Source organism: Streptomyces sp. NBC_01341 (assembly GCF_035946055.1).
Taxonomy (GTDB): domain Bacteria; phylum Actinomycetota; class Actinomycetes; order Streptomycetales; family Streptomycetaceae; genus Streptomyces.
This window is the reverse complement of record NZ_CP108364.1, coordinates 4387499-4413230: the sequence shown is the minus strand read 5'-3', so window position 1 is coordinate 4413230 and position 25732 is coordinate 4387499. Positions and strand designations below refer to the sequence as shown.

General features: G+C 71.4%; 21 protein-coding genes and 1 riboswitch. Of the genes, 2 read left to right on the top strand and 19 right to left on the bottom strand.

The genetic code is table 11. The annotated features are described in order from the left end of the window. Positions 1 to 162: 162 nt before the first annotated feature. The 13 genes from OG206_RS19560 to OG206_RS19500 form a co-directional block, all read right to left on the bottom strand. Positions 163 to 1569, bottom strand: a complete 1407-nt coding sequence (locus tag OG206_RS19560; RefSeq protein ID WP_327117811.1) for an NAD(P)/FAD-dependent oxidoreductase — start codon at positions 1567 to 1569, stop codon at positions 163 to 165. 448 nt (positions 1570 to 2017) lie between these two features. Further along, a complete protein-coding gene (locus tag OG206_RS19555) occupies positions 2018 to 2959 on the bottom strand; it encodes a Ppx/GppA phosphatase family protein (protein WP_327117810.1) in 942 nt (313 codons plus the stop codon). Positions 2960 to 2993: 34 nt separating this feature from the next. Beyond that, a complete protein-coding gene (locus OG206_RS19550) occupies positions 2994 to 3527 on the bottom strand; it encodes a DUF501 domain-containing protein (RefSeq protein WP_327122333.1) in 534 nt (177 codons plus the stop codon). 94 nt (positions 3528 to 3621) lie between these two features. Then, positions 3622 to 4092: an FtsB family cell division protein gene (locus tag OG206_RS19545; RefSeq protein ID WP_327117808.1), complete on the bottom strand. Its 471-nt coding sequence runs from the start codon at positions 4090 to 4092 to the stop codon at positions 3622 to 3624. 94 nt (positions 4093 to 4186) lie between these two features. Continuing rightward, positions 4187 to 5473 (bottom strand): phosphopyruvate hydratase, encoded by a 1287-nt coding sequence (gene eno / locus OG206_RS19540; RefSeq protein WP_327117806.1) that lies wholly within the window; start codon positions 5471 to 5473, stop codon positions 4187 to 4189. Positions 5474 to 5800: 327 nt separating this feature from the next. Beyond that, on the bottom strand, positions 5801 to 6487 hold the full coding sequence (locus tag OG206_RS19535; RefSeq protein WP_327117804.1) for a transglycosylase family protein: 687 nt from the start codon (positions 6485 to 6487) through the stop codon (positions 5801 to 5803). Next, a riboswitch (cyclic di-AMP (ydaO/yuaA leader) is annotated at positions 6488 to 6659 on the bottom strand. 289 nt (positions 6660 to 6948) lie between these two features. Further along, entirely contained in the window at positions 6949 to 7902 is a 954-nt protein-coding gene (locus OG206_RS19530) for a transglycosylase family protein (RefSeq protein WP_327117802.1), read from the bottom strand. A 105-nt stretch (positions 7903 to 8007) separates the two neighbouring features. Continuing rightward, positions 8008 to 9321, bottom strand: a complete 1314-nt coding sequence (locus OG206_RS19525; RefSeq protein WP_327117800.1) for a cytochrome P450 family protein — start codon at positions 9319 to 9321, stop codon at positions 8008 to 8010. Next, positions 9318 to 10304, bottom strand: a complete 987-nt coding sequence (locus OG206_RS19520; protein WP_327117798.1) for a nucleoside triphosphate pyrophosphohydrolase — start codon at positions 10302 to 10304, stop codon at positions 9318 to 9320. The genes OG206_RS19525 and OG206_RS19520 overlap by 4 nt, the downstream gene beginning before the upstream one ends. Positions 10305 to 10389: 85 nt before the next feature. Further along, positions 10390 to 11046, bottom strand: a complete 657-nt coding sequence (locus OG206_RS19515) for a SurA N-terminal domain-containing protein (RefSeq protein WP_327117796.1) — start codon at positions 11044 to 11046, stop codon at positions 10390 to 10392. Positions 11047 to 11216: 170 nt separating this feature from the next. Next, complete coding sequence (locus OG206_RS19510) at positions 11217 to 12773, bottom strand: serine/threonine-protein kinase (RefSeq protein ID WP_327117794.1); 1557 nt, start codon at positions 12771 to 12773, stop codon at positions 11217 to 11219. Next, on the bottom strand, positions 12770 to 13387 hold the full coding sequence (locus tag OG206_RS19505; RefSeq protein ID WP_327117792.1) for a hypothetical protein: 618 nt from the start codon (positions 13385 to 13387) through the stop codon (positions 12770 to 12772). The genes OG206_RS19510 and OG206_RS19505 overlap by 4 nt, the downstream gene beginning before the upstream one ends. A gap of 98 nt (positions 13388 to 13485) precedes the next feature. Continuing rightward, positions 13486 to 15594: an N-6 DNA methylase gene (locus OG206_RS19500; protein ID WP_327117790.1), complete on the bottom strand. Its 2109-nt coding sequence runs from the start codon at positions 15592 to 15594 to the stop codon at positions 13486 to 13488. A 211-nt stretch (positions 15595 to 15805) separates the two neighbouring features. Here OG206_RS19500 and OG206_RS19495 point away from each other — a divergent pair, with 211 nt between their 5' ends. Then, the gene (locus OG206_RS19495; RefSeq protein WP_327117788.1) at positions 15806 to 16621 is read left to right on the top strand and encodes a DUF4190 domain-containing protein; all 816 of its coding nucleotides are present in this window, start codon (positions 15806 to 15808) and stop codon (positions 16619 to 16621) included. 101 nt (positions 16622 to 16722) lie between these two features. On the opposite strand, the gene OG206_RS19490 is transcribed toward OG206_RS19495, so the two are convergent. The 4 genes from OG206_RS19490 to OG206_RS19475 form a co-directional block, all read right to left on the bottom strand. Further along, positions 16723 to 17469: an N-acetyltransferase gene (locus tag OG206_RS19490; RefSeq protein WP_327117786.1), complete on the bottom strand. Its 747-nt coding sequence runs from the start codon at positions 17467 to 17469 to the stop codon at positions 16723 to 16725. Between the two features lie 104 nt (positions 17470 to 17573). Next, positions 17574 to 17954, bottom strand: coding sequence for a hypothetical protein (locus tag OG206_RS19485; RefSeq protein WP_327117784.1), 381 nt, complete (start codon positions 17952 to 17954; stop codon positions 17574 to 17576). Further along, on the bottom strand, positions 17951 to 18688 hold the full coding sequence (locus OG206_RS19480; RefSeq protein WP_442805870.1) for an HNH endonuclease family protein: 738 nt from the start codon (positions 18686 to 18688) through the stop codon (positions 17951 to 17953). Before OG206_RS19480 ends, OG206_RS19485 begins: the two co-directional genes overlap by 4 nt. A gap of 119 nt (positions 18689 to 18807) precedes the next feature. Continuing rightward, positions 18808 to 19674 (bottom strand): SCO6745 family protein, encoded by an 867-nt coding sequence (locus OG206_RS19475; RefSeq protein ID WP_327117782.1) that lies wholly within the window; start codon positions 19672 to 19674, stop codon positions 18808 to 18810. A gap of 106 nt (positions 19675 to 19780) precedes the next feature. Between OG206_RS19475 and OG206_RS19470 the strand changes: the two genes are divergently transcribed. Next, a complete protein-coding gene (locus OG206_RS19470) occupies positions 19781 to 20365 on the top strand; it encodes a TetR/AcrR family transcriptional regulator (RefSeq protein WP_327117780.1) in 585 nt (194 codons plus the stop codon). 127 nt (positions 20366 to 20492) lie between these two features. On the opposite strand, the gene OG206_RS19465 is transcribed toward OG206_RS19470, so the two are convergent. Together OG206_RS19465 and mfd are read right to left on the bottom strand one after the other, a co-directional pair. Continuing rightward, on the bottom strand, positions 20493 to 21785 hold the full coding sequence (locus OG206_RS19465; protein ID WP_327117779.1) for a M48 family metallopeptidase: 1293 nt from the start codon (positions 21783 to 21785) through the stop codon (positions 20493 to 20495). Positions 21786 to 22028: 243 nt separating this feature from the next. Beyond that, on the bottom strand, positions 22029 to 25559 hold the full coding sequence (gene mfd, locus OG206_RS19460; protein ID WP_327117777.1) for a transcription-repair coupling factor: 3531 nt from the start codon (positions 25557 to 25559) through the stop codon (positions 22029 to 22031). Positions 25560 to 25732: the final 173 nt, after the last annotated feature.

The following is a 25732-nucleotide window of genomic DNA, read 5'->3' as shown; positions in this document are numbered from 1 at the left end:
GGTACACCGGCGTCAACGCCGTGCGGCCCCCACGCCATCCCTCCCCCGTACAACGGAACGGCAAAATACCTGCATCCGCCATCTACTTGGCGGTGTCCAGGCACGCCGAAGGGGCCGTCCGCACCACGGATGGCGGACGGCCCCTTCGGTTTCGTGCAGGCGTCAGGAGGCCTTGGCCTTCTCGCCCTCCGACTTGCTCTTCTCGCCGTCGGCCTTGGCGGCGACGGGCGCGGGGCTCGGCTTGGCGGCCTCGTAGAACTCCTCGCGGGGAGTCTCCATGGCGCCGAGCGAGACGACCTCGCGCTTCAGGAACATCGCCAGCGTCCAGTCGGCGAAGATCCGGATCTTGCGGTTCCAGGTCGGCATGGCCATGCCGTGGTAGCCGCGGTGCATGTACCAGGCGAGACGGCCCTTGACCTTGATCTTCACCTTGCCCATGACGATCATCGCGACGCCCTTGTGCAGGCCGAGTCCGGCGACCGCACCCTTGTTGGCGTGGCTGTACTCCTTCTGCGGGAAGCCCCGCATGCCGGAGATGACGTTGTCACCGAGGACCTTCGCCTGACGCAGCGCGTGCTGGGCGTTCGGCGGGCACCAGGCGTTCGGGTTGCCGGCGCGGCGGCCGACCATGTCCGGCACCTGGGCGTTGTCGCCCGCGGCCCAGATGTAGTCGGTGCCCTGCACCTGGAGCTTCTCGGAGGTGTCCACGTGACCACGCGGGCCGAGCGGCAGGCCGAAACGGGCCAGCGCCGGGTTCGGCTTCACGCCGGCCGTCCACACGATCGTGCTGGAGTCGACCTCGAGGCCGTTCTTCAGGACGACGTGACCGTCGACGCAGGAGTCCATCGAGGTCGAGAGGTAGACCTCGACACCGCGGCTCTCCAGGTGCTCCTTGCCGTACGCGCCCAGCTTCGGGCCGACCTCGGGAAGGATCTTGTCGGCGGCGTCGACCAGGATGAAGCGCATGTCCTCGCGCTTCACGCTGGAGTAGTACTTCGCCGCGTCCCGGGCCATGTCCTCGACCTCGCCGATGGTCTCCGCACCGGCGAAGCCACCGCCCACGAAGACGAACGTCAGCGCCTTGCGGCGGACGTCCTCGTCGGTCGTCGAGTCGGCCTTGTCCAGCTGCTCGAGGACGTGGTTGCGCAGCCCGATGGACTCCTCGATGCCCTTCATGCCGATGCCCTGCTCGGCGAGGCCGGGGATCGGGAAGGTACGGGAGACCGCGCCCATCGCGATGACCAGGTAGTCGAAGGGCAGCTCGTAGGCCTCGCCGACGAGCGGCGCGACCGTGGCGACCTTGCGGTCCTGATCGATGGTCGTGACTCGGCCGGTGAGGACCTCGGCCTTGGGCAGCACGCGTCGCAGCGGGACGACGACATGCCGAGGCGAGATGCTGCCGGCAGCAGCTTCGGGGAGGAAGGGCTGGTACGTCATGTACGAGCGAGGGTCGACGACCGTGACGGTCGCCTCTCCATACCGCATCTTCTTCAGAATGCGACGAGCTGCGTACAGGCCTACGTACCCACCGCCTACAACGAGGATCCTGGGACGCTCCGTGGTGCTCATGCCATCGAGTATCCACCCCCCTCGGGAGGCATGCTCGTGAGCCCCTTCACAAGGTATGCGCGACCCTCTGCTACACTTCGCCGCCCACGTGACCCAGGTCATGGTCCGCCGGGGGAACCAGGGGATCCGGGCGAACGTTGTTCACCGCTTGTGAGCTGGCCTTGAGCCGCCGGGTACGAGCGGACACCTGCCCCGGACACACCCCGGCCACACCCTCGCAACACCCCCGCCCCGCGCGCCGGCGCCCCTCGGAGCGGCCCGTACGGCCCCCCGGACGAAGAACTTCGCCCAGTGGAGCCGAATTCCTTGTGAAGAAGTTCACGAACTTCGTCGTGGCGCTGCGCGAAAGGCCTCTCCGGACGGGTCCGGGGAGGCCTTTCGCAGGCTCAAAGGTGCAGGCGGGAATGCGCATGAGCAGCATCTCACCGCGCCCGCGGCGGCTCTGTCATCACGCCGCCGACCAGGCGATCCCGTCCAGGATGTCGTGTTCGCTGACGACGACCTCGGTGGCACCGCTGCGTTCCATCACCGCGAGCAGCGCGAGCGCACCCGAGGCGATCACGTCGACCCGGCCGGGATGCATCGCGGGGATGGCCGCGCGCTCCTCGTGCGTCGAGGCGAGCAGCCGCGCCGTGATCTCCCGGACCTGCCGGGCCGAGACACGGGAGTGGTGGATGGCCCCGGAGTCGTACTCCTCCAGACCGAGCGCGATCGCCGCCACCGTGGTCACCGTCCCGGCCAGGCCCACGAGCGTCGCGGCCGAGGCGATCGGCACCGTCTCCTCGACCAGGTCCAGGGCGGCATCCAGGTCCGCCCGGATCGCGGCGACGCGGTCCGGCGTGGGCGGGTCCACGACGGCCCCGTCCACGACGAGATGACGCTCGGTCATACGCACGCAGCCGATGTCCACGGACCGGGCCGCATGAACGTCGTCGTCACCGACCACGAACTCCGTGGAGCCGCCGCCGATGTCCACCACGAGGTACGGCTTCTCCAGGTGGTCGCTGCCCGTCAGTTCCTTCGTGGCGCCGTCGAAGGAGAGCTGCGCCTCCTGGTCACCGCTGATGACCTCGGGCTCGATGCCCAGGATGTCCAGGACGCCCCGGACGAACGTGTCGCTGTTCTCCGCGTCGCGGGACGCGGACGTGGCGACGAAACGGGTGCGCTCGGCGCCGAGTTCCTTGATCACGGCCGCGTACTCACGGCACGCGTCGAAGGTGCGCTCCAGGGCTTCGGGAGCCAGCCGCCCGGTGCGGTCGACGCCCTGCCCGAGGCGGACGATCCGCATGCGCCGGTCGAGCTCGGTGAACTGCCCGGTGGACGGCTCCACATCGGCGACGAGCAGACGGATGGAGTTGGTACCGCAGTCGATGGCGGCAACGCGGGTCATGGGGCTCCTGTGGTTGGACGGATACCGCGCGGGGTCACGACGCGTCGGTGTCGCCGCACGGCGTGACGCAGGGGCCCTTCGCCCACCACTCCGGCAGCATCGCGATCGCCTCGTCGCCCAGCGGGTTGACCCCGGGGCCGGCCGCCAGCGAGTGGCCGACCAGGACGTGCAGGCACTTCACGCGGTCCGGCATGCCGCCCGCGCTCGGGAAACCCTCCAGGACCTCGATGGCGTCACGCCGGGCGAGGTAGTCCTCGTGGGCCGCGCGGTAGGCGGCGGCCAGCTCGGGGTCCTCCGCCAGGCGCGCGGTCATCTCCTTCATGACCCCGTTGGCCTCCAGCGTGCCGATCGCGGAGGCGGCACGCGGGCACGACAGGTAGTACGTCGTCGGGAACGGCGTGCCGTCCTCCAGACGGGGCTGGGTCTCGACCACGTCCGGGTTGCCGCAGGGGCAGCGGTGCGCGATGGCGCGCAGCCCGCGCGGCGGGCGGCCGAGCTGGAGCTCGAACGCGGCGATGTCCGCAGGGGTGGGCGTGGTGGATTCGGTCTGCGGAGGGGGCGTGTCCATGCCTGCCTTGAATGTCATCGGTCGGTCTGTATGTGTCGGCGCGGGAGCGGGGCACGGTGTGTGCACCCGGACCAGAGCCGCTGCGGGGGCGGGGTCATTCGCGGTCGGCGCTGTCGACGCCGTCCCAGAGGTTGGAGTGCCAGGGCCGCCCGGTCGCCCCCGGATCACCGCGGCGCACCTCGGCCGTGTCGGGGTCGATCACCGTGAAGGCGGTCTCCCCCGGCACCACGTAGTGGAGGTGCTCGCGGGCCAGACGGCGGATGTACGCGTCGTCCTTGAGCCGCGCCTTCTCGTCGCGCAGCTCCTCGGTCCGCTGGCGCGCCTCCCTCGACAGCCTCTCCTGATCGGCGATCTGGTCGCGCTGGGAGATGTACTGCCGCATGGGGTACGCCAGGGCAACCACCAAGGAGCAGACGATCAGCGCCAGGAACGCCGCCCGCCCGGTGAGCCTGGAGCGGCGGGCCTGGCGGCGGTTCTGGGACCGGTAGACGCGGGCCGCCGTCTGCTCACCGAGCAGTCGCAGCCTGGTCGCGGTGGAGAACCGGTCGCGGTCCTTCCCGGCCATGTCTCACGCCTCCCCGTTACGCACGTACGTCCCCGCACACGGTACGGGACCGGATGCGGGGACGGACGGAGGCTGGTGCTCCGGACTCGGGCCGTCAGCTCTCGAAGCGGAACCGCGGGAACGCCGAACGGCCCGCGTACACCGCGGCGTCGTCGAGGATCTCCTCGATGCGCAGCAGCTGGTTGTACTTGGCGACACGGTCCGAGCGGGCCGGGGCGCCGGTCTTGATCTGGCCGCAGTTCACCGCGACCGCGAGGTCGGCGATGGTGACGTCCTCGGTCTCACCGGATCGGTGGGACATCATGCACTTGAAACCGTTGCGCTGGGCGAGCTCGACGGCGTCCAGGGTCTCGGTCAGCGAACCGATCTGGTTGACCTTGACGAGCAGGGCGTTGGCCGAGCCCTCCTCGATGCCGCGGGCGAGGCGCTCCGGGTTGGTCACGAACAGGTCGTCGCCGACGATCTGCACCTTGGAGCCCAGCTTGTCGGTGATGACCTTCCAGCCGGCCCAGTCGTCCTCGTACAGCGGGTCCTCGATGGAGACCAGCGGGTACGCGGAGACGAGCTCCTCGTAGTACTCGGTCATCTCGGCGGCCGAGCGGGACTTGCCCTCGAACTCGTAGACGCCGTCCTTGTAGAACTCGGACGCGGCGACGTCGAGCGCGAGCGCGATGTCGCGGCCCGGGACGTAACCGGCCTCCTTGACGGCCTCGAGGATGAGGTCGAGGGCGGCGCGGTTGGACTCGAGGTTGGGGGCGAAGCCGCCCTCGTCGCCGAGACCGGTGGAGAGGCCCTTGGTCTTCAGGACCTTCTTCAGCGTGTGGTAGATCTCCGCGCCCCAGCGAAGGGCCTCGGAGAAGGACTCGGCGCCGATCGGCGCGATCATGAACTCCTGGATGTCCACGTTGGAGTCGGCGTGGGAGCCGCCGTTCAGGATGTTCATCATCGGAACGGGCAGCAGGTGCGCGTTCGGGCCGCCGAGGTAGCGGAACAGCGGGAGGTCGGAGGCCTCGGACGCGGCGTGCGCCACGGCCAGCGAGACACCGAGGATGGCGTTGGCGCCGAGGGAGCCCTTGTTCTCGGTGGCGTCCAGGTCGAACATCGCCTGGTCGATGAGGCGCTGCTCGGTGGCGTCGTAACCGACGAGCTCCGGGCCGATCTGCTCGATCACGGCGAGGACGGCCTTCTCGACGCCCTTGCCCTGGTAGCGGTTGGGGTCGCCGTCGCGAAGCTCAATGGCCTCGAACGCACCGGTGGAGGCGCCGGACGGAACAGCAGCACGTCCCGTGCTGCCGTCGTCGAGGCCAACCTCGACCTCGACCGTGGGGTTGCCCCGGGAGTCGAGGATTTCCCTGGCTACGACGACGTCGATGGACGGCACGAGGCATCTCCTTCTGGGATATGACACTGGATGTGCAGGGTCACTGTGGCCTTGCGCCACGAGCCTAACCGGCTCGGCCCGCTCCGTCGGCCGTCCGCCCGTCCCCTGGGACGAAAAAGGACCCAAGGGCCTTCATTACGGGCAAAGCTCCAGATATTTACTGGCCAGTAACTACAACACTTGAACGCTTGCCCCCACAGGAGCCCCTCACGGGCCTCACCGTGGAGCCCCCTGGAACCCCCGGGCACGACCCCGGCCCGGCGCACAGGGGGGTGGGCGCGCCGGGCCGGGCCGTCGGGGCGGAGGAGGGCCCCGTACCGCTCGCGACTACTTCAGGTGGAGCTGCTGGCCCGGGAAGATCAGGTCGGCCTTGTCGACGATGTCGTCGTTCAGCTTGAACAGCTTCTGCCAGCCACCCTTGACCTTCTTCGCCTCGGCGATCTTGCTGAGGGTGTCGCCGGCCTTCACCTTGTACTCGCCGTCGCCCTTCTCGACCTTCTGGCCGGTCGGGGTGGTGACGGTCTCCTTGGGAGCCGTGCGCTTCTCGCTGCGCGAAGCGGGCTGCTCGGCCGTGCGCTCCGGCTGCGCCTTCGTCTCGGCCTTCGGCGCGGCGCCGGTGTCCACACCCGGGTCCACACCGTCGTTGGTCAGGCCGCCGGCACCGGCGCAGGCCCAGGCGCCCGGGCCCTGCAGGTCGAGGAGCTTCTCGGCGACGGCGATCTGCTGCCCCTTGGTGGCCAGGTCGGCGCGGGCCGCGTACTGCGTGCCACCGGCGGCCGCCCAGCTGGAGGCCGAGAACTGCAGGCCGCCGTAGTAGCCGTTGCCGGTGTTGATGGACCAGTTGCCACCGGACTCGCACTGGGCGACGGCGTCCCAGGTGTCGACGGAGGCAGCGGAAGCACCGGTCGCGCCCATCAGGGGGACGGCGATGGCCGCGCCGGTGACGCCCGCCAGGGTGGCGATGCGGACGGCCTTGGACGGGCTGCGGTGCTTGCCCTTGCTGGAAAGCAGCATGGTTCTCCTCACCGACGCCTACGAGGTGAGCTGTCGGGTTCGGGCCTGTGAGTTGCCCGGCCGACCGCACTCGCGGACGACTTCACCCCCAGCCGGTCCTCAGCCGTCTTCCGACGGCCGGGTTCCGGCACTTACCTGGGTCCCCCGCTCCTGCCTACGGCGCTTTACGCGTCGTTCCCCCCGACCGACGGCAGGATTCGGCGTGACGGTCGAAGGTGCCCGCGGTGCGAGCGGCTCCGACCGTAAACACACACAACCCCTACATTCAAAAATGGGCATAACGGTCAATCAGCGCCTTACCGAGCAGCGAGGGTGGCCGTTCGCGCAGGTCGGAGCGGATATGGACAGACCGGGCGTACATGACACGCCAGTTGAAGCAAAGAGACCCATGTCTCACTTACACATAAGTGGACATAGGCCTCTGAACTACCCCTGATTTCGGGGTGTTTTCGCGCTTTTGATCAGTTGGCGGCCGGGGTCTCCGCCTGCGTCCCGCTCGCGTCCGCGCCGAGGCCGAGACCGAGGTCCAGACTCTGGCCGGGAAGGATCAGGTCGGGGTCGGAGCCGAGCTCGTCCTTGTTGGCCTCGTAGAGCGCGGGCCAGCCACCGGGGAGTTCCTCCGTGTCGGCGATCGCCCAGAGGTTGTCGCCCTCCTGGACGGTGTAGGTCCCCTCCGCACCCTGACGCCCTTCGGACGCGCCCCGCGAGGCGTGCCTGCCCGATTCGCGCCCCTCGACCGCTCCGGACCCGGTGCCCGCCTCGGGAGCGGGCGTGCCGCGATGCTTCCCGGCCTTCACCCCGTCACCCTTCGAGGCTCCTGACGTCTCGGACGCCTCGGGGGACGGCGTGGCGGAAGGCGCAGTGCCGGACTTGTCCGCCTTGTTTCCCTTGTCGGCCTTGGCGTCGGACGCGCCCTTGCCCGCCTTGCCCTTCGCGCCCGCGTCGTCCGACTCCTCCGCGGAGGGGGTCGCGGACGGGGTCGCGGTGTCCGTCGGCTCGGCGGACGGCTCGTCGCCCGGGTCGATACCCGGCAGCGCCCCGTCGAGCGCCAGCCCGGAGATCACCGCACAGCTGGGCCACGCCTGGGGACCCTTGTCGTCCAGGACCTTCTCGGCGATGGCGATCTGCTGCGAGCGGCTCGCGAGGTCGGCGCGGGACGCGTACGCCGTGCCGCCGTAAGCGGACCAGGTGGCCTCGGAGAACTGCAGTCCCCCGTAGTAGCCGTTGCCGAGGTCGGCGCTCCATATGCCGCCGCTCTCGCACTCGGCGACGCGGTCCCACGTCGAGGCGTCTGCGGCCTGCGCGCCACCGGCACCGAGGAGCGGGATGGCAATCGCCGATCCTGTGACGCCTGCGGCGACGACGATGGCGGGTGCCTGACGAGGGCGACGGTGTCTGCCGTTCGCGGAGCCCATGGGATTGCCTTCCGTGTGACTGACATGTGACGGGTGAGTCGAACGGTGAACCTAGCTCTACTCGAACGTGTGTCACAAGTCGATGCAGCGGAGATCACGTGAAAGTCACAGAGTTGACAGAATGTCACCTTCCGCCGGTGTATGGCCGGGACCGAACTCCACGGGAAGCGTGCGCAGTCCACGCATGATGAGGCCTCCGCGCCACCGCACATCGGCATGATCGACGGCAAGCCGCAGGTCAGGGAGCCGTTTCAACAGGGTCGCCAGGGCGACCTGCCCTTCCAGGCGGGCCAGCGGCGCCCCCAGACAGTAGTGGATGCCGTGACCGTAACCGAGGTGCTGGTTGTCACTCCGAGCGAGATCCAGGGTGTCCGCATGCTGGAATCGCTCGGGGTCGCGGTCGGCCGCCGCGAGCACCACGAGGACGGGGTCCCCCGCCCCGATGACCTGCCCTCCCAGCGTCACGGGTTCGGTGGCGTAGCGCCATGTGGCGAGCTCCACCGGCCCGTCGTAGCGCAGCAGCTCCTCGATGCCCGTGGCGAGCAGCTCGGTCTCTCCCGCCGCCAGCGAGCGCTCCAGGCGCTCGCGCTGCGAGGGGTTGCGCAGCAGCGCGTAGAGCCCGTTGCCGATCAGGTTGACGGTCGTCTCGAAGCCGGCGAACAGCAGGATGAAGGCCATCGCCGCGGCCTCGTTCTCGGTGAGGTGCTCACCGTGGTCACTGGCCCTGATCAGGCCGGAGATGAGATCGTCGCCGGGATTCTCCCGTTTGCGGTGGATGAGTTCGGCGAGGTAACCGCGCATCTTCTTGACCGACCTGGCCACCCCGCCCCGCGGGCCGCCGCCGTGGCGGATCATCATCCCCGCCCAGTCCCGGAAGTCGTCCTGGTCCTCCCGAGGCACCCCCAGCAGGTCGCAGATCGCGTAGATGGGCAGCGGGAAGGCGAAGTCGTGGATGAGGTCCGCCTTCCCCTCCTCGATGAACGAATCGATGAGGCTGTCCGTCAGTTCCTGCACCCGCGGCGCGAACTCGGCGACCCGGCGCGGGGTGAACGCCTTGGACACGAGCCGGCGCAGCCGGGTGTGGTCCGGCGGATCGATGTTCAGCAGATGCGTCATCAGCTCAGCCTTGCGCTCACCCGGGATGCCCGTCTTCCCCTTGGCGTTCGCCGGCCCGGCGTGGTGGGCCGGGTTCTTGGAGAGCCGGGTGTCCGCGAGTGCCTGTCTGGCATCCGCGTACCGGGTGACCAGCCATGCCTCCACCCCACTGGGCAGCGCCGTGCGGTGCACCGGGCTGTTCTCGCGCAGCCAGGCGTAGGCGGGGTAGGGGTCGGTGGCGAACTCCCAGGTGAAGAGTTCGGGTCCGGCCGCGGGTCCGGAGGGGGTTGCGGAGGAGGAGGGGGTTGCGGGGCCGTCGTTCACTGCTGGAGGCCGTCCGTCGCGCCGTCGAGCCCTTCGGCTGCCCTGATGGCGTCACGGTAGGCGCGCGCGGCGGCGCGCAGGGCGGCCTCCGGGTCGACGCCGTCCTGTTCGGCCCGCACGGCGAGGGCGAGCAGCTGGTAACCGATCCCGTCGCCCTCGGGGACCGCGGTTCCGAGACCCGCCGCACGGACCCTGCTTCCGAGTTTGGCGGCGAGCGCCAGACCGGGCTGGCCGAGCGGCACTCCGTCGGTGACCGAGGCACGCTGCTTCTCGATCGCCTTCGTACGCAGCCAGTGCGCGTGGACGTCCTCCGGGGTCTCGGCGGTCTCGTCGCCGAACACGTGCGGATGGCGGTGGATCAGCTTCTCGACGATCGTCGCCGCGACGTCGTCGATACCGAAGGGCTCCTCCGGGTCCTCCTCGGCGATGCGCGCGTGGAAGACGACCTGGAGCAGTACGTCGCCGAGCTCCTCGCGCAGCTCCTCGCGGTCGCCGTCCTCGATGGCCTCGACCAGCTCGTACGCCTCCTCGATGGCGTACTTCGCCAGGCCCCCGTGGGTCTTCTGCGAGGTCCACGGGCATTCGAGCCGGATCCGGTCCATCACCTGGACCAGGTCCAGGAGCCGGGCGCCGGGCAGGTCGTACGAACCGGGCAGCAGCTCCAGGTCCGGCATCTGCACCCGGCCGGACCCGCCCAGCCGGGCCAGTCCGTCGGTGAGCGCCTGATCACCCTCGCCGCCGACCATCACCACGACGGTCCGGCCGCCCGCGCAGTCGTCCACCAGTTCCCCGGCCGACGGCGAGGCGTGCTCGGCCGCGACTCCCGCCTCCCGCAGGTACGGCAGCTGCGGGTGGTCCCGCTCGGGGCACAGCACCTTGTCGGCAGCGCGCAGCGTCTGCCAGGCGGGCCAGGACAGCAGACCGGGGGCGACCCGGTGGCTGGCGGTGAGCAGGACGATACGGCCGGGGTCTTCAGCGTTCACCCGTCGAACCTACCCCCGGCCGGGAGCCACCCTCCGTCCGGATCAGGCGCGAGACCTGCCTGACCAGGAGGAGACGTCCTCGGCGTCAGGCGCCTGCCTCGGGCTCCTGGCCCTGGAAGGTGGTGACCTGCTTGATCCACGCGGTCTTGTACGTGCTGAGTTGGACCTTTTTGTCGTCCCAGCTGCCGTAGCGCGGGTTGACGTCGATGTGCAGTGCCTTCGACGCCTCGGTGAGCGCCTCGCTCACGGCCTGCTGGCCGGCCGGCGTCTGCAGATCGGCGCCGAGCGCGCGGGCCAGCTTCGGGAGCTGGACCTCCTTGCGCAGGTCGTCCTCGATCTGGCCGGGGGCGACCCAGCGCTGCTCCAGCATCACCGTACGCAGGCCCTTGTCCCCGCCGGACTGCGCTGCCGCCGCCGCGTGGATCTGCTGGATCTCCTTGCGGCTGACGGTGACCCCGGCGTCCTTCGCGGCCCGGTCCAGGACCCGCCCGAAGATGAGACCGTGCAGCTTGGCCCGGTTCAACTGCCCCGTCTTCTTGACCAGTTCCCCGGACTGCCCGGCGCTCTGCTGCGCCGTGCGTACGTCGGCCGCCTGTGCCTGGACGGTCGCCACGTCGATCCGGTCGCCGCCCACGACGGCAGCGGCACCCGGATGGGCCTCGCTGCCGCAGGCGGTCAGAAGCGGTCCCGCGAGGAGCGTGGCGGCGGAAAGGACGAGCGCGGTACGACGGCGGCGGTGCAAAGGAGCCTCCCGGGGAGAGTTTGTGCATCAGTGCACAAAGCCTTGCGGTGATCGATGTTAGGCAGTGGACGTGATTCGGGCCACTGCTTCGACCAACGATTTCCGGACCGGTCAGTGTGGGGTCCAGAACGAAAACCCGCCCGGATCGCCCCTTCGGAAGGCCGTGCGTCTCAGAACGACCCGCGTACGTCCTGATGGTGGGTGAGTTGCCGGCGGAGCTCCGTGGGCAGCGGGTGGTGCGGGCCGTAGGCACGCTCCGTGTCGTACAGGAGAGCCTGCAGCTGGGCACGGCCCGCCGAATGGTCCCCCACGCCGAGCAGCAGATGACCGATGCGCTGCCGGATGTCGAACGCCCTCCCCGGACCGGTGGAGTCGGCGTAGCCGCTCTCGTAGTACGGAAGGAGGGCCCTGTACTCGGCGAGCGCCGCGGCGGCCTCGCCCAGCTGCTCCAGGCACTGCGCCGCGTCGTAACGGAACTGCAGCGTCCCCGCGTCGCCCGGCCCGGCCTCCGCCGTGCGGTCGTCGGCGAGGCGGCGCAGCTCGGGCAGGGCGCGGCGGTACTGCCCGTCGTCCATCAGGGTTGCGGCGTACTGCTTGCGCAGGATCCGCACGACCGGGGAGTGCTCACCGTGTTCCGCCGCGGCGGCGGGCAGGATGCCGCCGAGGATGTCGACGGCCTGGGTGATCCGGCCCTCGCCGAGGAGCCGCTTCACGTCGTCGACGGCCTGCGCGACGTTCGGCCGTGACGGCGGCTCGAAGGACGCGGCGGGCGCCTGCTGCGCCGGCACGGGCGCCGGGGCCGGGGTCACCGCGCGGTCGGGCCAGGGCGCGTGCGGACGGAGGAACGGGCGGGTCGGGTCGAGCGGCCCCGAGGGCGCACCGCCGGCGGGCAGCAGCGGCCGCAAGGACTCGTAGACCTCCTGGGCGGAGGCGGGGCGGTGCTGCGGGTCCTTGGCGAGCAACCGCAGGACGAGGGCCTCCAGCGCCTCGGGGACCTCGGGCCTGAGCCGGCGGACCGGGAGTGGTGGCTCGTAGAGATGGCGGTGCAGCACCCCGAGGGCGGTGGACCCGGCGAACGGCACGTCACCGCTGAGGAGTTCGTGCAGGAGGGCCCCGAGGGCGTACAGGTCGGTGTACGGGCCGACGGCTCCGCCCATCGCCTGCTCGGGAGCCATGTAGGCCGGGGAACCGATCGGTGAACCCGTGTGCGTGAGGCGCGTGGTGTCGGTGTCCATGACGGAGGCGATGCCGAGGTCGAGCACCGTGAGGGTGCCGTCCGGCTTGATCATCGCGTTCCGCGGCTTCAGGTCGCGGTGCACGATCGGAACCGCGTGCACGGCCGAGAGCACCGCGCAGAGCTGGGCCGCCACCGCGACCGCCCAGGTCCACGGATAGGGGTCGTGCTCGGCGAGATGGTCGGCGAGGTCGGCGCCCTCGACGTACTGCATGACGAGGTAGAGGTCGTCGCCGTCACCCCCCGCGTCGTGGACGGTGACGAGGCCCGGATGGTCGACCTGCGCGGTGACCCGGCACTCGCGGACGAACCTGCGCCGCAGGTCGTCGGCGGCCTCGCTGCCGGAGGGACCCGCGACCCGGTCGGGGCGCAGCAGTTTCACCGCGACCCTTCGGTCGAGACGCTGGTCGTACGCCGTCCAGACCTGGCCCATGCCGCCCTGGCCGAGAATGGTCGCCAGCTCGTAACGGCCTGCGATGACACGGCCGTTCATCTGCTGTCACCCTCCTTGCGGAGGTAGTCGCTCAGCTCGTCGAGCTCGGCCCGCACCTGTTCCAGGCGCTGGGGGGAGGCGGGCGGCGGTGTGGGCCCGGACCGGGGTGCCGGAGTGGGCCGAGGTGTCGGGGCGGGCGTACGTACGGAGTCGGCCGGGGGCGGCGGGTAGCCGTACCCGGGGGCGGGCCTCGCGGGTGGGACGGCGGGGGCCTGCGGCGCACCATGAGCCGCGTACGGCGACGGGCCGGGGCTTGCGTGCTGGGGGCCGTAGTGCCGGATCTCCGCGTACAGGTAGTAGGTGATCGTGCCGATCACCGTGCAGAGCAGCCAGCCGAGGAACACGAGCGCCTGCGCGTCCGTCAGCTCCTCCTCGTTGTCGGGCGTGGAGACGATGTACGCGAACATGCCCGCGTTGAGCGCGATGACCACCGCCATCAGCGTCCAGTCCAGCCCCTTGCGGGTGACGGTGGCCAGCCGCAGCAGCGATGCCCAGGACAGGAACCCGCAGCTCATGAGCGTGAGTGCCACGAAGAGCACGCGCAGCGCGGTCAGCGTCGCCGAGGACGGCCGCCGCTTCGGTAGCTGCGGCGGCGGATAGCCGTAGCCGTGCATGTGCTGCTCCCAGGAGGGCGTATGCGGACGTGTGCAGTGAGCGTATACACCGACACGGACAACCGGTCCTGGGTTGTGCACAACCGTTGTGCTTCAGGTCACTTCGGGGCCACCGTGCCGTCCGTGAGCCCGTCGTACATCCCCTGCACCAGCTGCCCGCCGAGCCGCCCCGCCGCGCGCAGCGCGTCCTCGAACACGGCCAGGGCACTGAACTGTTCGCCGTACCTCCGCTGTTCGTCCAGCGGAAGGCGCGGTACCTGGAGGCGGCGTGCGTCGAGACGCGTCGCCGTGGAGGCGTAGCTGCTGGCCTGCCGGTTGTTGGCGGTCCCGCGCAGGAAGCCGGCGAGGAACCAGGGGTCCAGGGCGGCCGGATCGGGGCGCAGCAGCTGGAGGTTGCGGCCGAGCGCGGCCCCCGCCGTGGCGTCGTCGACGACCCTGGCCACCGCGCCGCCGCCGAGCACGGGCACCACCACATCGCCCGCCTCCAGCAGCAGCGGCTCGTCCTGCGGAGAGCCGGCGGGAGCCGTGGGCGTCCCGCTGGGGGCCGTGCCGGCGAGGACGTCGTGCTCGGTGAGGACCGCCAGCGGGCCGGTCGCCGCACCGGTGCCCGTACGCAGCTGCAGGGCGCCGGCGCGGGCCAGTTCACCGACCGTGGTGTGGGGCCGCCTGACGGCCTCGCCGGGCACGGCGGGTGCCGGAGCGAGCCGGGAGGCCAGCTTCAGGGTGTCCTGCAGCCGCTCCCCCACGGCGGCCAGTTCCGCCGCACCACCGCCGGACGCCACGGGCGGGAGGTGACGGGCGGGGGTCAGGTCCACGTCGTCGTCGAGCAGTTCGATGACGGGGACGGCACGGCTCGCCCCCGGACGCTCCTCGAAGGGCTCCCGGCGGCCGGCCGTGTCGAAGGGTGTCCATGCGTCGAGGACCGTGGCACGCAGTGCGGGCCAGTCGAGCCGGTCGCGGCCCGGCGCGGCGCCGGCCGTCTCGGGGCCGGCGGTGTCCACGACCAGCAGTTCGGGCGTGGGCCGCGACTCGGCACCCGGCTTCCGGAGCACCCAGAGGTGGAGGGGGATGCCGTACGGGGGCGCGGCGCCGGCCGGGAGGGCGATGACGGCGCGCAGGGCTCCGCGGCGCAGCAGGTCGGCGCGGATGCGGCGGCCCGAGCGGCGGGACGCCGAGGTGGGGGGCATCAGCAGCACGGCGGTACCGCCCTCGCGGAGACGGGCGAGTGCGTGCTGGACCCAGGCGAGTTCCGACTCGGTGCGGGCCGGAAAGCCGTACTCCCAGCGCGGATCGTAGGCGAGCTCGTCGTGACCCCAGTTGCGCTCGTTGAACGGGGGGTGGCAGAGCACCGCGTCCACCGTCAGCCGAGCGAACGCGTCCGTACGCAGGGTGTCGCCGGTCCGCACCTCGATGGCGGGCTCGTCGGCCCCGCTCGTCGACGCCTGCAGTGCGAGCCGGAGCGCGGTGAGCGCCGCGAGGTCGGCGTCCGCCTCCTGCGCGTACAGAGCCGTGGGCCTGCCGACCGCGCGCAGCAGGGCGCCGGTTCCGGCAGCGGGGTCGAGGACCGTGCGCGGGACCCGCTTCCCTCCGTGCCCCCCGTGGGGCTTGGCCGCTTCGGCGAGGGAGGCCATCAGATCGGCGAGACCCGGAGGTGTGAGCGTGTACTGACGCGGGTTGGCATCGAGCTGACGGCCGAACAGGAAGTCGAACGCCGGCCGGACGCCGGTCTCCGCGGCGAGTTCGGCGACGCCGCGCAGGAGCGGGACGGACGGCAGGAGCGCGGAAGCCGTGGGGGTGGGGACGACGCGTCCCGGCCCGAAACGGTCGGCCAGCACCCGGTCCAGGGCGTCGGGGAGCACTGCCGCCATACGGGCGTCCGAGACCGCGGTGATCTCCAGCCATGCGGTGGGCCTGTCCCGGACCAGGATGAGGGCACTGCCGGCGTGGACGAGAGCGGTGACGGCGCCACCGGGATGCCCGGCCATCTGCTGCCAGACCCTTTCGCGCAGCGGGACCTGGGCGAGTTTGCCCTGGTCCCGTAGCCACTGCTCGACCTGATGAAGGGCGAAGGAAGGGCTCGCCTCGGTGCCGCCCACAGGCTTCGGGAAGTCGTCGTGGCGGCGGCGCCAGTTGCTGACGGCGGCGCGGCCCACACCCGCGAGCCGGGCGATTCCGGCTGCGGTCACCTCTGTCGAGCTCTCCGGCACTGGCCTGTCTCCCGTTCCACGCACGTCGGTGTCGCCCGCTGTGGGGGTGAGCATACCGATCACACCCACACCCCGGTTCACGCACGCGACTACGCGAAACGACGAAATGCATGTTGACCCGGTTCACAGGCTCTGCTCTTATTGACCCACCGCACAACGGAGCGGCGCATCGCGCCGCTCACATCCCCGTCATTCGCCGAAGGGCACACCCATGTCTCAGTACACGCAGTCGCCTCAGCCCCAGCAGCCGTACGCCCCCACCCAGGTTCCCGGCACGCAGCCCGCCCGTAACGGGCTCGGTGTCGCCGCCCTCGTCCTCGGCATCATCGGGACGGTCTCCGGGCTGGTGCCGCTGCTCTTCTGGCTGGCGGGCATCCTCGGAGTCATCGCCCTGATCCTGGGCCTGGCGGCACGGGGCCGCGCCAAGCGCGGGGAGGCGACCAACAAGGGCGTGGCCACGTTCGGCGCGGTGCTCGGCCTGGTCTCGCTCATCCTGTCGGTGGTCGGAGCCGTCCTGACGTTCAAGGCCGTGGACGACGTGGTGAAGGACATCAACAAGGAGGTGTCGGGGAGTGCGGCCTCCGCGAAGCCGGGGGCGGCGGGCGGCACGGAGAAGGACAGCGCCGACGACAAGGCCGTGAGCCTGGACGAAGCGGACACGGCCGTGTACGACGACGGCCTGGAGGTCACGGTCGGACCCGCGAACGCCTACACACCGGACGAGTTCGCGGCCGGGCACACCAAGGGCAACAGCGCGTACAAGGTGACCGTCGTCATGGAGAACAAGAGCAAGGAGAAGCTCGACGCGAGCCTGGCCACCGTGGACGCCCGCGCCGGCAAGGACGGCGTGAACGCCGAGCAGATCTTCGACGGCAAGGTCGGTGAGGGCTTCAGCGGAACGGTCCTCCCGGGCAAGAAGATCACCGCACAGTTCGCCTTCGACGCACCGGCGGACGCGAAGAACCTGACCGTCGAGGTCAGCCCGGGCCTCGAATGGGACGCGGACCAGTGGGACCTGAAGCTCTGACACCTCGCGCACCACGGACGCACGAAGCAGTCGGGCGCCCGGGACGCGGGCGCCTCTCCGGCGAGGACACGATGTCCCTTCCTCGCGGGCCCAGGCCCTGTTCACGTCCGGTGGCGAACCCAGACGTTCGGTTCGACGTACACCGCGTAGCCGTGCCGGACCGAGCACAGCACCGGCACCAGGGCTCCCGGTACGTCCACGGGGCCCTCGGTGTCGAACGGCAGCCCCGTCCAGGCGCGCCACCGGTCGAGCGGGGCGCTCACGGTCATCGACGTCGGCGCCACCGACTCGATGACCCCGCCCGCCCGCACATGGACCCGCAGCCAGGGGTCCACCGGCAGGCCGTCCCCGGCGCGGGTCAGCCGGGCGTACTCCTCCATCGGCGCCGCCGGATCCGTGTGCTTCGCGCTCGGCCGCACGGGGGCCACGACCTCGCGGAAGCCGAGCCGCCGGGCGTTCTCCCGCATCGCGGCCAGCATCTGCCCGGACACGCCCCGCCCCTGCAGCCCCGAGGCCACCGCCACCTCGATCGCGCCGACCGTGTCCGGCGTGCGCCCGTGCCTCAGGTCGGAGAACGCCCACAGCAGCACCTGGTCCCAGCCGCTCGCGGGCAGGGAGCCCCGCCCCGGGACGCCGAGAGCGAAGGGCACGCTGTAGGCACGGGCGGCCACCGCCCCGTCCGGGCCGGTGGCGACCAGTACGTACTCGGGGAAATCGACGGCCAGGCGCGGGAAGTTCGCCCAGCCCACCAGGTCCTCCAGCACGAAGAGCGGCCAGGTGTCGGGCATCTCGTCGATCGCGCCCGCCAGCTCGGGCCGCTCGGCGAGCGAGGTGATCTTCAGGTCCATGGGCGTCACGGTAGGGGCGGGGCACCGGCCGGCCAAGCGGATTACCCGGGCATGACCCGGCACCCGGCTCGGGAGCCGGCCCGTGGCCGAGGCCCCGAACCGGCTCAGACGTAGCTGTTGACGATGAGCACCGCGGTGGGCGCGAGCGTCAGCAGCACCCCCGCAGGCCAGTACACGAGCGGGTCGAGCGCCGCCCTCCGCCGCACGGGGCTGTTGGCGAGCCACCAGATGATCGCGAAGGCCGCGACCACCGGCACGACGATGACCAGCCAGAGCGCCATGCCGTCGTTCTCCGTCGGCTCCCGCGACGCCCATCCGGCCGCCGCGAAGGGGCCGTTCGCCAGGACGTACCACACCAGCCACACGGGCACGATCCCCGGCACTCCCAGGCCCAGGTTGAGCCCCACGGCCGTCAGCCGCCATCGCCACACGGGACGCGGTACCCCCACACCGGACTCCGGGTCCGCCGCACGGAGACGGCTCAACGCGCCGGGGCGTCCGTCGGGTTGCCGCCCGCGAGCAGCTTCTCCTTGGGGCAGGTCCGCAGCACGTCCGTCATGGCGTCCTGCTCCGCCTGCGTCACCCACAGCCCGTACTTCTTCTTCACCGAGACCTGCCCCGCGACGTACGCGCAGCGGTAGTCCTTGTTCGGGGGCAGCCAGGTCGCGGTGTCCCCGTCGCCCTTGCGGCGGTTGGTGGAGGAGTCGGCCGCCACGAGGTTCAGCGGGTCGTTGGCGAATGCCCGCCGTTTGCCGTCGCTCCACTTCTGGGCGCCCTTCTGCCAGGCGTCGGACAGGGCGACGAGGTGGTCTATGTCCACCTTGCTGCGGCCCCGCTGGAACGTGATGCGGGTCCCGGTGTACGGGTCCGGGTCGAGGACCCCGCTGAGCACCTTGCAGCCGTCGGCGTCCCGGGAGACGTCGTCGAGCTGGTCCGCGAGGATGTCGTCACGGGTGCCGCAGCCGTTGCGGTCGGTGTCAGCCCAGGCGGACCCGAACTCGTCGCGGTCATAACCGGTCTTCGGGGCCCGGCCCTTGACCGTGAGGCCTTCGGCCGCCTGCAGCGCGCTGCCACCGGGGGCCGGTGCCGCTTCGGACCGCACGGGGTCGGGCAGTTCGTCGAGGGAGTCGCACCCGGTCAGGACCAGAGAGCCCGTCAGGGCCACGGTCACGAGGGCGAGGAGGCGGTTTCGGGGGCTCACTGCGTCAGATGGCTTCACAGCGAACCAGGTTAGGCGCCGGGCCGGAATCGCGGCACGGGGCGGGGGCCGGGAACCCCCCGGGGGGGGTCGGGCGGCGCGGTCGCCCACGGGCAGCGGGCGGGCCACGGCCGGCTCACTCACACCTTTCCGATCCCCAGCGTCGTCTCGGACGGCAGCAGGCCGGAGCCGAGCACCTCCACCCACACCGGCCCCAGCAGCTCCACGAGCCGCTCCCGCTCCTCCGGTTCGAGGGCTTCCCAGGGCTGCGCCGCGCTCTCGTCCGTACGGCGCTCGATCTCCGCGCGCAGCGCGCGGCCCTCGACGGTCGCCGTGCCGTCCGCCTCCAGCAGTCCCCGTGCGGCCAGACGTCCGCGGGCCGCGGCCCATTCCGCGGCGCTCCACCCCCGGCTCGCGAACACCTGGGGCGGGGCGGCGCCGACGGCCGCGAAGGAGACCAGCGACTCCACCGGATCGAGCCCCGCCGCGACGAGCGCCGCCACGTGACCGTCGCCCCGGTGCTCCCGCAGGATCGTCGCCGCGTGCCAGAGCACCAGGTGCGGCTCCCGCGGCCACGGCAGGGCGGCGGCCGCCGCCGCGAGGGGGCGGCCGGTCATGTCCGCCGCCCTGGCCACCCGGCGGGCGAGCGCCGCCGCCCCGGCGAACCCGGGGCCGTCCACGCGCTCCCCGAACAGCGCCCGGTAGGCACGGTCGACGGCCCTCTCCCTGGCCGCGAGCACCGCGTCCGGGGTGGCGACGGACCAGCCGGCCGGCACGTACGCGCCGATCATCCGGGGGCTGAAGCTGTGGAAGGTGTCCGCCACCCGCTCGGCGCCCGCCGCTCCGAGCGGTGCGGCGCGCCACGCGAAGTAGGACGGCCACCGCTCGTCCGTCGCGTACCCCAGCGCGGCGGCCTCCTCGAAGGCCTCCGGCGCGTAGTAGACGACGGCGTGCAGGGGCTCCAGCAAGTGCCACATCTGACGCACACGGCCCGCTTCGTCGGACATCTCCCGGCCTCCCGCTCCCCGATTTATCTTGTCATTGACTAGATGGTCAGGATGCGCCTCCCCCCTAGAACTTGTCAATGACTACATTCCGCGTACGGTACGTCCCATGACCAGTGAACGCGCCTACCACCACGGCGACCTGCGGCGGACCCTGCTCGCCACGGCTCTCGACGCCATCGGCCAGGACGGCCCCGACGCCCTGTCCCTGCGCGACCTGGCCCGCCGTGCGGGCGTCTCGCACGCCGCACCGGCCCACCACTTCAAGGACCGGACCGGCCTGCTCACCGCCGTCGCCGCCGAGGGCTACGCCCTGTTCGCCGACGCCCTGGCCGGCGCCCAGGACCTGCGGGAGCGCGGGGTCGCGTACGTGCGCTTCGCCGCGGAGCACCCCGCGCACTTCCAGGTCATGTTCCGCCCCGAGCTCCACCGCGCCGACGACCCCGCCCTGCTCGCCGCCAAGGCCCGTGCCACCGACGAGCTGCGCGCGGGGGTCGGCGAACTGCCCGACGCCGCCCATGGCGAGGACGCCCGGCTCGCGGGCATCGCCGCCTGGTCCCTCGCCCACGGCTTCGCCACGCTGCTGCTGACGGGCAACCTGGACGGACCGGTCGGCGGACGGGACCCCGAGGACGTGTTCCGGTCCGTCGCCGGATTCCTCTTCGACCGCCCCGCACTCCCGGGGGCGTCGTGAGACCTCCGCCCATCCGCGAACCTGCCGTCGGCGGCGCCGGTCCACGGCCCTGCGACGGCGCCCCCTCCGGAACTCGCGGACGGCGGCCCCGGTCCGAGCCGCCCGCCGTGGCCAAGCCGTACGAGTCCTAGCCGGGGAAACCGTCCCTCAGGATCCGGCGGGCGAGCAGACGGCGCGCGTCGGCGAGCTCTTCGGAGATCCGCTGCTCCCGCTCGTCGTCCACAACGACAGCCGCAGGCAGGGGCGTGAGCGAGAGGAGCCGTTCCCGCCGCAGGTGGGTGGGCGGGTGCGTGGCGTCGACGCAGTGCCCCCTGATGGCACTGACCCGGCGGCTCCGCTCGTACTCGTGCTCCGGGACCGACGCCGCGTCCGCGGCCAGCAGCGTCCACAGCCGCTCCGCCCGCTCCTCGGCCCCGCCGGCACCGCGGCGGGCGGCGCGCGGATCGTTGGATTCACGCTGGAGCGTGACGACCGCCGAGTCCAGGACGAGGAGCCGGTCCATGAGCTCCGCGGCCGCCACCGACGATCCGGCCTCCGCCGCGAACGAGTCCGCGAGATACTCCGCACGCCGACTGGAACGCATGGTCAGCTTGTCCAGCGTCCTCAACACGGCGACGATCAGTGCACGCGGCACGAGACAGAGCAGGTTGACCACCATCTCGAGCGGAGACGGGTTCTCCTTCGGCTCGGTGTACTCCCACCAGGTGACCAGTGAGCGGTAGGCGGTCGCAGGGATGATCCCTCGGCGGGTGTCACCGTTGCCGTAGTGACCCAGTTCGTGGCCGAGCAGGGCGATCCGCTGCTGCGGCGTGAGGACTTCCCAGAGCGGAAGCCCCAGTCTCAGCAGACGACGTCCCCGTACCCCGCAGCTCATCACACTCGCGTTCACGTCCGTGTCGACCGCGATCACGTCCACGCCGCGCGTACCGGCCACCCTGGCGATCTCGTCGATCAGCCCGAACAGCACGGGTGCGTCGTCACGCCGCAGCAGGGGCCCCTCCTCGGGCAGGCGCGGCAGTCGCGGCCTCAGGTTCCATGCCACGAACAGCAGGATCAGGCCGAGGAGCACGCCGAAGCCGCCCCATCCCGCCACGACGCACCAGACTCCGAGGGCGGCCAGGGCCACCGTCACGCCGTGCACCGCACACGCGATGGCGTAGGCCAGGACGACGGACAGGTCCCCTGCCCGGCGCCCGGCGCCGTCCCCGCTCACCCGGGCATGCAACTGTTCACCGTGCCGGTGGGCCGTGGCGCGCCTCATCCGCTCCAGCAGGCCGTCGTTCCGGTCCTGCGCCGCGTCGCCCACCGGGTCCACGTTCCAGTCGCAGGCACTGCACCAGGTGGTGAACCGGGAGTCCGTCCGGATCTCCGTGCCGCACTGCGGGCACGGCTGCACCTTCTCCTTCTCGGCGACCTGCATCGCGTGTCTCCCCTGCCCCCGGCCCCTCCCCAGAGGCCTCACCCGTATGACAGCGCAAAGTTGATCACGCGCGTCGGCCTGCGTAAAGCCCGGCCTCCCGCCTCGTCGCGGGTGCGGTCAGGACGGCAAGCCGTACGCCGGCCACCGACCCATCGCCCCGGAGCGCCCGACGGTCCGGGGGTCTTCGTGCGCCACGTGGCCCCGCGAACGACGCGGGCCCGGCCCGCACCTAGTACTCCAGCCCTACGACCCCAGGATCGTCGTGAGGAACTCCCCGGTCCACGAGAGGAGTTCGCGCCCCACCACCGGCTTGCCGCCGATCCGGCCCGCCGTCGGGCGCGGGACGAGGATCTGGCGTGTGGCCGGCTTGAAGATCGTCTTCGGGTGGAGCCGCTTCAGCCGCAGCTCCTGCGACTCACGCAGTTCCACCGGAGCGAAGCGGATGTTCGGCCCCTGGAGCACGATCTCGCCCACCCCGCAGGCCCGGGCGAGCATCCGCAGGCCCGCCACCAGCAGAAGGTTCTCCACCGGTTCCGGCAGCTTGCCGTACCGGTCGGTGAGCTCCTCGCGCACCGCGCGGATGTCCTCCTCCGAGTTCGCGGAGGCGATCGAGCGGTACGCCTGGAGGCGCAGCCGCTCCCCCGGGGCGTAGTCGTGGGGGATGTGCGCGTCCACCGGCAGCTCGATCTTGACCTCCAGCGGCGGCTCCTCCTCGACCCCGCCGTCCACGGCGGCCCGGTAGTCGGCCACCGCCTCGCCGACCATCCGGATGTACAGGTCGAAGCCGACCCCCGCGATGTGCCCGGACTGCTCGCCGCCCAGGAGGTTTCCGGCGCCCCGGATCTCCAGGTCCTTCATCGCCACGTACATCCCCGCGCCCATCTCGGTGTGCTGGGCGATCGTCGCCAGCCGCTCGTGCGCGGTCTCCGTCAGCGGCTTCTCCGGCGGATACAGGAAGTACGAGTAGCCGCGGTCCCGTCCACGGCCGACACGGCCGCGCAGCTGATGCAGCTGGGACAGGCCGAAGTTGTCGCCGCGCTCCACGATCAGGGTGTTGGCGTTGGAGATGTCGATGCCGGACTCGACGATCGTCGTGGAGACGAGCACGTCGAACCGCTTCTCCCAGAAGTCGACGACGACCTGCTCCAGCTGGCTCTCGCCCATCTGCCCGTGCGCCGTCGCGATCCGCGCCTCGGGCACGATCTCGCGCAGCCGGGCCGCGGCCCGGTCGATGGACTCGACCCGGTTGTGGATGTAGAACACCTGGCCCTCACGCAGGAGTTCACGCCGCACGGCCGCGCCGATCTGCTTCTCCTCGTACGGCCCGACGAACGTGAGGACGGGGTGCCGCTCCTCCGGGGGCGTCGTGATCGTCGACATCTCGCGGATGCCCGTGACGGCCATCTCGAGCGTGCGGGGAATGGGTGTCGCCGACATGGTGAGCACGTCCACGTTGGCCCGCAGCTTCTTCAGCTGCTCCTTGTGCTCGACGCCGAAGCGCTGCTCCTCGTCGACGATGACCAGGCCCAGGTCCTTGAACTTCGTCTCGGACGAGAACAGCCGGTGCGTGCCGATGACCAGGTCCACGGACCCGTCCTTCAGCCCCTCCAGCGTCGCCTTCGACTCGGTGTCCGACTGGAAGCGGCTCAGCGCCCGCACGTTGACGGGGAACTGTGCGTACCGCTCGGTGAACGTGCCGAAGTGCTGCTGGACCAGGAGCGTCGTCGGCACGAGCACGGCGACCTGCTTGCCGTCCTGGACCGCCTTGAAGGCCGCCCGCACCGCGATCTCCGTCTTGCCGTAACCGACGTCGCCGCAGATCAGCCGGTCCATCGGGACGGACTTCTCCATGTCCTCCTTGACCTCGGCGATCGTGGACAGCTGGTCGGGCGTCTCGGCGTACGGGAAGGCGTCCTCCAGCTCGCGCTGCCACGGGGTGTCCGGGCCGAACGCGTGACCGGGGGCCGCCATGCGCGCCGAGTACAGCTTGATCAGGTCGGCGGCGATCTCCTTGACGGCCTTCTTGGCGCGCTGCTTCGTCTTGGTCCAGTCGGCGCCGCCGAGCCGGTGCAGGGTGGGCGCCTCCCCGCCGACGTACTTGGTGACCTGCTCCAGCTGGTCGGTCGGGATGTACAGCCGGTCGCCGGGCTGGCCACGCTTGGCGGGGGCGTACTCGACAAGGAGGTACTCGCGGGTCGCGCCCTGCACGGTGCGCTGCACCATCTCGATGTAGCGGCCCACACCGTGCTGCTCGTGCACGATGTAGTCGCCCGTCTGCAGGGTCAGCGGGTCGACGGACTTCCGGCGCCGGGCCGGCATCCGCCCCAGGTCCTTGGTGGCCGTACGCTGCCCGGTCAGGTCCGTCTCCGTCAGCACGGCCAGCTTCAGCCCCGGGTCGACGAAACCGTGGTCGATGGCACCGCACGAGACGTGGACGAGCGAGGGCTCGATCCCGGTCAGATTCGCGTCGAGCCGGGCCGCGATGCCCTCCCCGCCAAGGACCTCGACCGTGCGGGAGGCGGGGCCCTGCCCCTCGGTGACGTACACCGTGCGCCACCCTTCGGCCAGCCACCCCTTGGTGTCCGCGAGCGCCCGGGCGGTGTCGCCGCGGTACGCCTCCGGGGCGTGCATCCCGAGCTTCAGGGTGTCCCCGTCCAGCTCCTCGTCGGCGGCGAAGGGGGACGTGGACCACCACATCATGCCCAGCTCACGGGCCCGGTCCCGGACGTCCGCGATACCCCGCAGCGAGGCGGCCCCGACATCGATCGGGGCCTTGCCGCCGCCCGCCGTGGCCGCCCAGGACGCCTGGAGGAACTCCTGGCTGGTCGCGACGAGGTCCGCCGCCCTGGTCCGTACCCGCTCCGGGTCGCAGACCAGCGTCATCGCGCCCTTCGGCAGGACGTCGATCAGCAGCTCCATCTCGTCGACGAGGACCGGGGCCAGCGACTCCATGCCCTCGACCGCGATCCCCTCGGCGATCTTCCCCAGCAGCTCGCCCAGCTCGGGGTGCGCCTCGGCAAGGGCCGCGGCCCGCTCGCGTACGTCGTCGGTGAGCAGCAGCTCACGACAGGGCGGGGCCCACAGGCCGTGCTCGGCGACCTCCAGGGATCGCTGGTCGGCGATCTTGAAGTAGCGGATCTCCTCGACGTCGTCGCCCCAGAACTCCACCCGCAGGGGGTGCTCCTCGGTCGGCGGGAAGACGTCCAGGATGCCGCCGCGCACCGCGAACTCGCCACGCTTCTCCACCAGCTCGACCCGGGAGTACGCCGCCGCCGCGAGGGCCTCCACGACCTCACCCAGATCCGCGCTCCCCCCGCTGCGCAGCGCCACGGGCTCCAGGTCACCCAGGCCCTTGACCTGCGGCTGGAGCACGGAGCGGACCGGTGCGACGATCACCTTGACCGGGCCGGTCTCGGGGTCGTCGGCCCGGGGGTGTGCCAGCCGGCGCAGCACGGCGAGGCGGCGGCCCACGGTGTCGGAGCGGGGCGACAGCCGCTCGTGGGGCAGGGTCTCCCAGGAGGGGAACTCCGCCACGGTGTCGGGGGGCAGCAGCGTCCTCAGCGCGGCGGCCAGGTCCTCGGCCTCGCGGCCGGTCGCGGTGACGGCGAGTACGGTCCGGCCGGCCTCGCGCGCCAGTGCGGCCACGGCGAAGGGGCGTGCGGCGGGCGGGCCGACCAGGTCGACGTGGGCCCGGTGACCGTCGGAGGCGGCCTTCACCGCTTCGGAGAGCGCCGGGTCGGTGACGACGACGTCCAGCAGACCGTGCAGGCTCATGAAGGTTCCGTCCGGTGTGGCGAGTGAGCAACGCGAGAGGCCCGACACGTGGCACGGGCCGGGGTCCTCCAGCGTACGACGCCGGTGTGTCACTCGCGCGGGGGAACGCCGTTGTCCGGTCGGTGGCAGCGGGGCTAGCCTTAGTCCAGCACTAGTCCACTTCTGGCCCGAGC

What these genes read in the sequence shown, in the direction of transcription:
- OG206_RS19560 (WP_327117811.1), bottom strand. Translation starts at nt 1,569, where the DNA reads ATGAGCACCACGGAGCGTCCCAGGATCCTCGTTGTAGGCGGTGGGTAC.
- OG206_RS19555 (WP_327117810.1), bottom strand. Translation starts at nt 2,959, where the DNA reads ATGACCCGCGTTGCCGCCATCGACTGCGGTACCAACTCCATCCGTCTG.
- OG206_RS19550 (WP_327122333.1), bottom strand. Translation starts at nt 3,527, where the DNA reads ATGGACACGCCCCCTCCGCAGACCGAATCCACCACGCCCACCCCTGCG.
- OG206_RS19545 (WP_327117808.1), bottom strand. Translation starts at nt 4,092, where the DNA reads ATGGCCGGGAAGGACCGCGACCGGTTCTCCACCGCGACCAGGCTGCGA.
- OG206_RS19535 (WP_327117804.1), bottom strand. Translation starts at nt 6,487, where the DNA reads ATGCTGCTTTCCAGCAAGGGCAAGCACCGCAGCCCGTCCAAGGCCGTC.
- OG206_RS19530 (WP_327117802.1), bottom strand. Translation starts at nt 7,902, where the DNA reads ATGGGCTCCGCGAACGGCAGACACCGTCGCCCTCGTCAGGCACCCGCC.
- OG206_RS19510 (WP_327117794.1), bottom strand. Translation starts at nt 12,773, where the DNA reads ATGAACGGCCGTGTCATCGCAGGCCGTTACGAGCTGGCGACCATTCTC.
- OG206_RS19505 (WP_327117792.1), bottom strand. Translation starts at nt 13,387, where the DNA reads ATGCACGGCTACGGCTATCCGCCGCCGCAGCTACCGAAGCGGCGGCCG.
- OG206_RS19495 (WP_327117788.1), top strand. Translation starts at nt 15,806, where the DNA reads ATGTCTCAGTACACGCAGTCGCCTCAGCCCCAGCAGCCGTACGCCCCC.
- OG206_RS19490 (WP_327117786.1), bottom strand. Translation starts at nt 17,469, where the DNA reads ATGGACCTGAAGATCACCTCGCTCGCCGAGCGGCCCGAGCTGGCGGGC.
- OG206_RS19475 (WP_327117782.1), bottom strand. Translation starts at nt 19,674, where the DNA reads ATGTCCGACGAAGCGGGCCGTGTGCGTCAGATGTGGCACTTGCTGGAG.
- OG206_RS19470 (WP_327117780.1), top strand. Translation starts at nt 19,781, where the DNA reads ATGACCAGTGAACGCGCCTACCACCACGGCGACCTGCGGCGGACCCTG.
- OG206_RS19465 (WP_327117779.1), bottom strand. Translation starts at nt 21,785, where the DNA reads ATGCAGGTCGCCGAGAAGGAGAAGGTGCAGCCGTGCCCGCAGTGCGGC.
- mfd (WP_327117777.1), bottom strand. Translation starts at nt 25,559, where the DNA reads ATGAGCCTGCACGGTCTGCTGGACGTCGTCGTCACCGACCCGGCGCTC.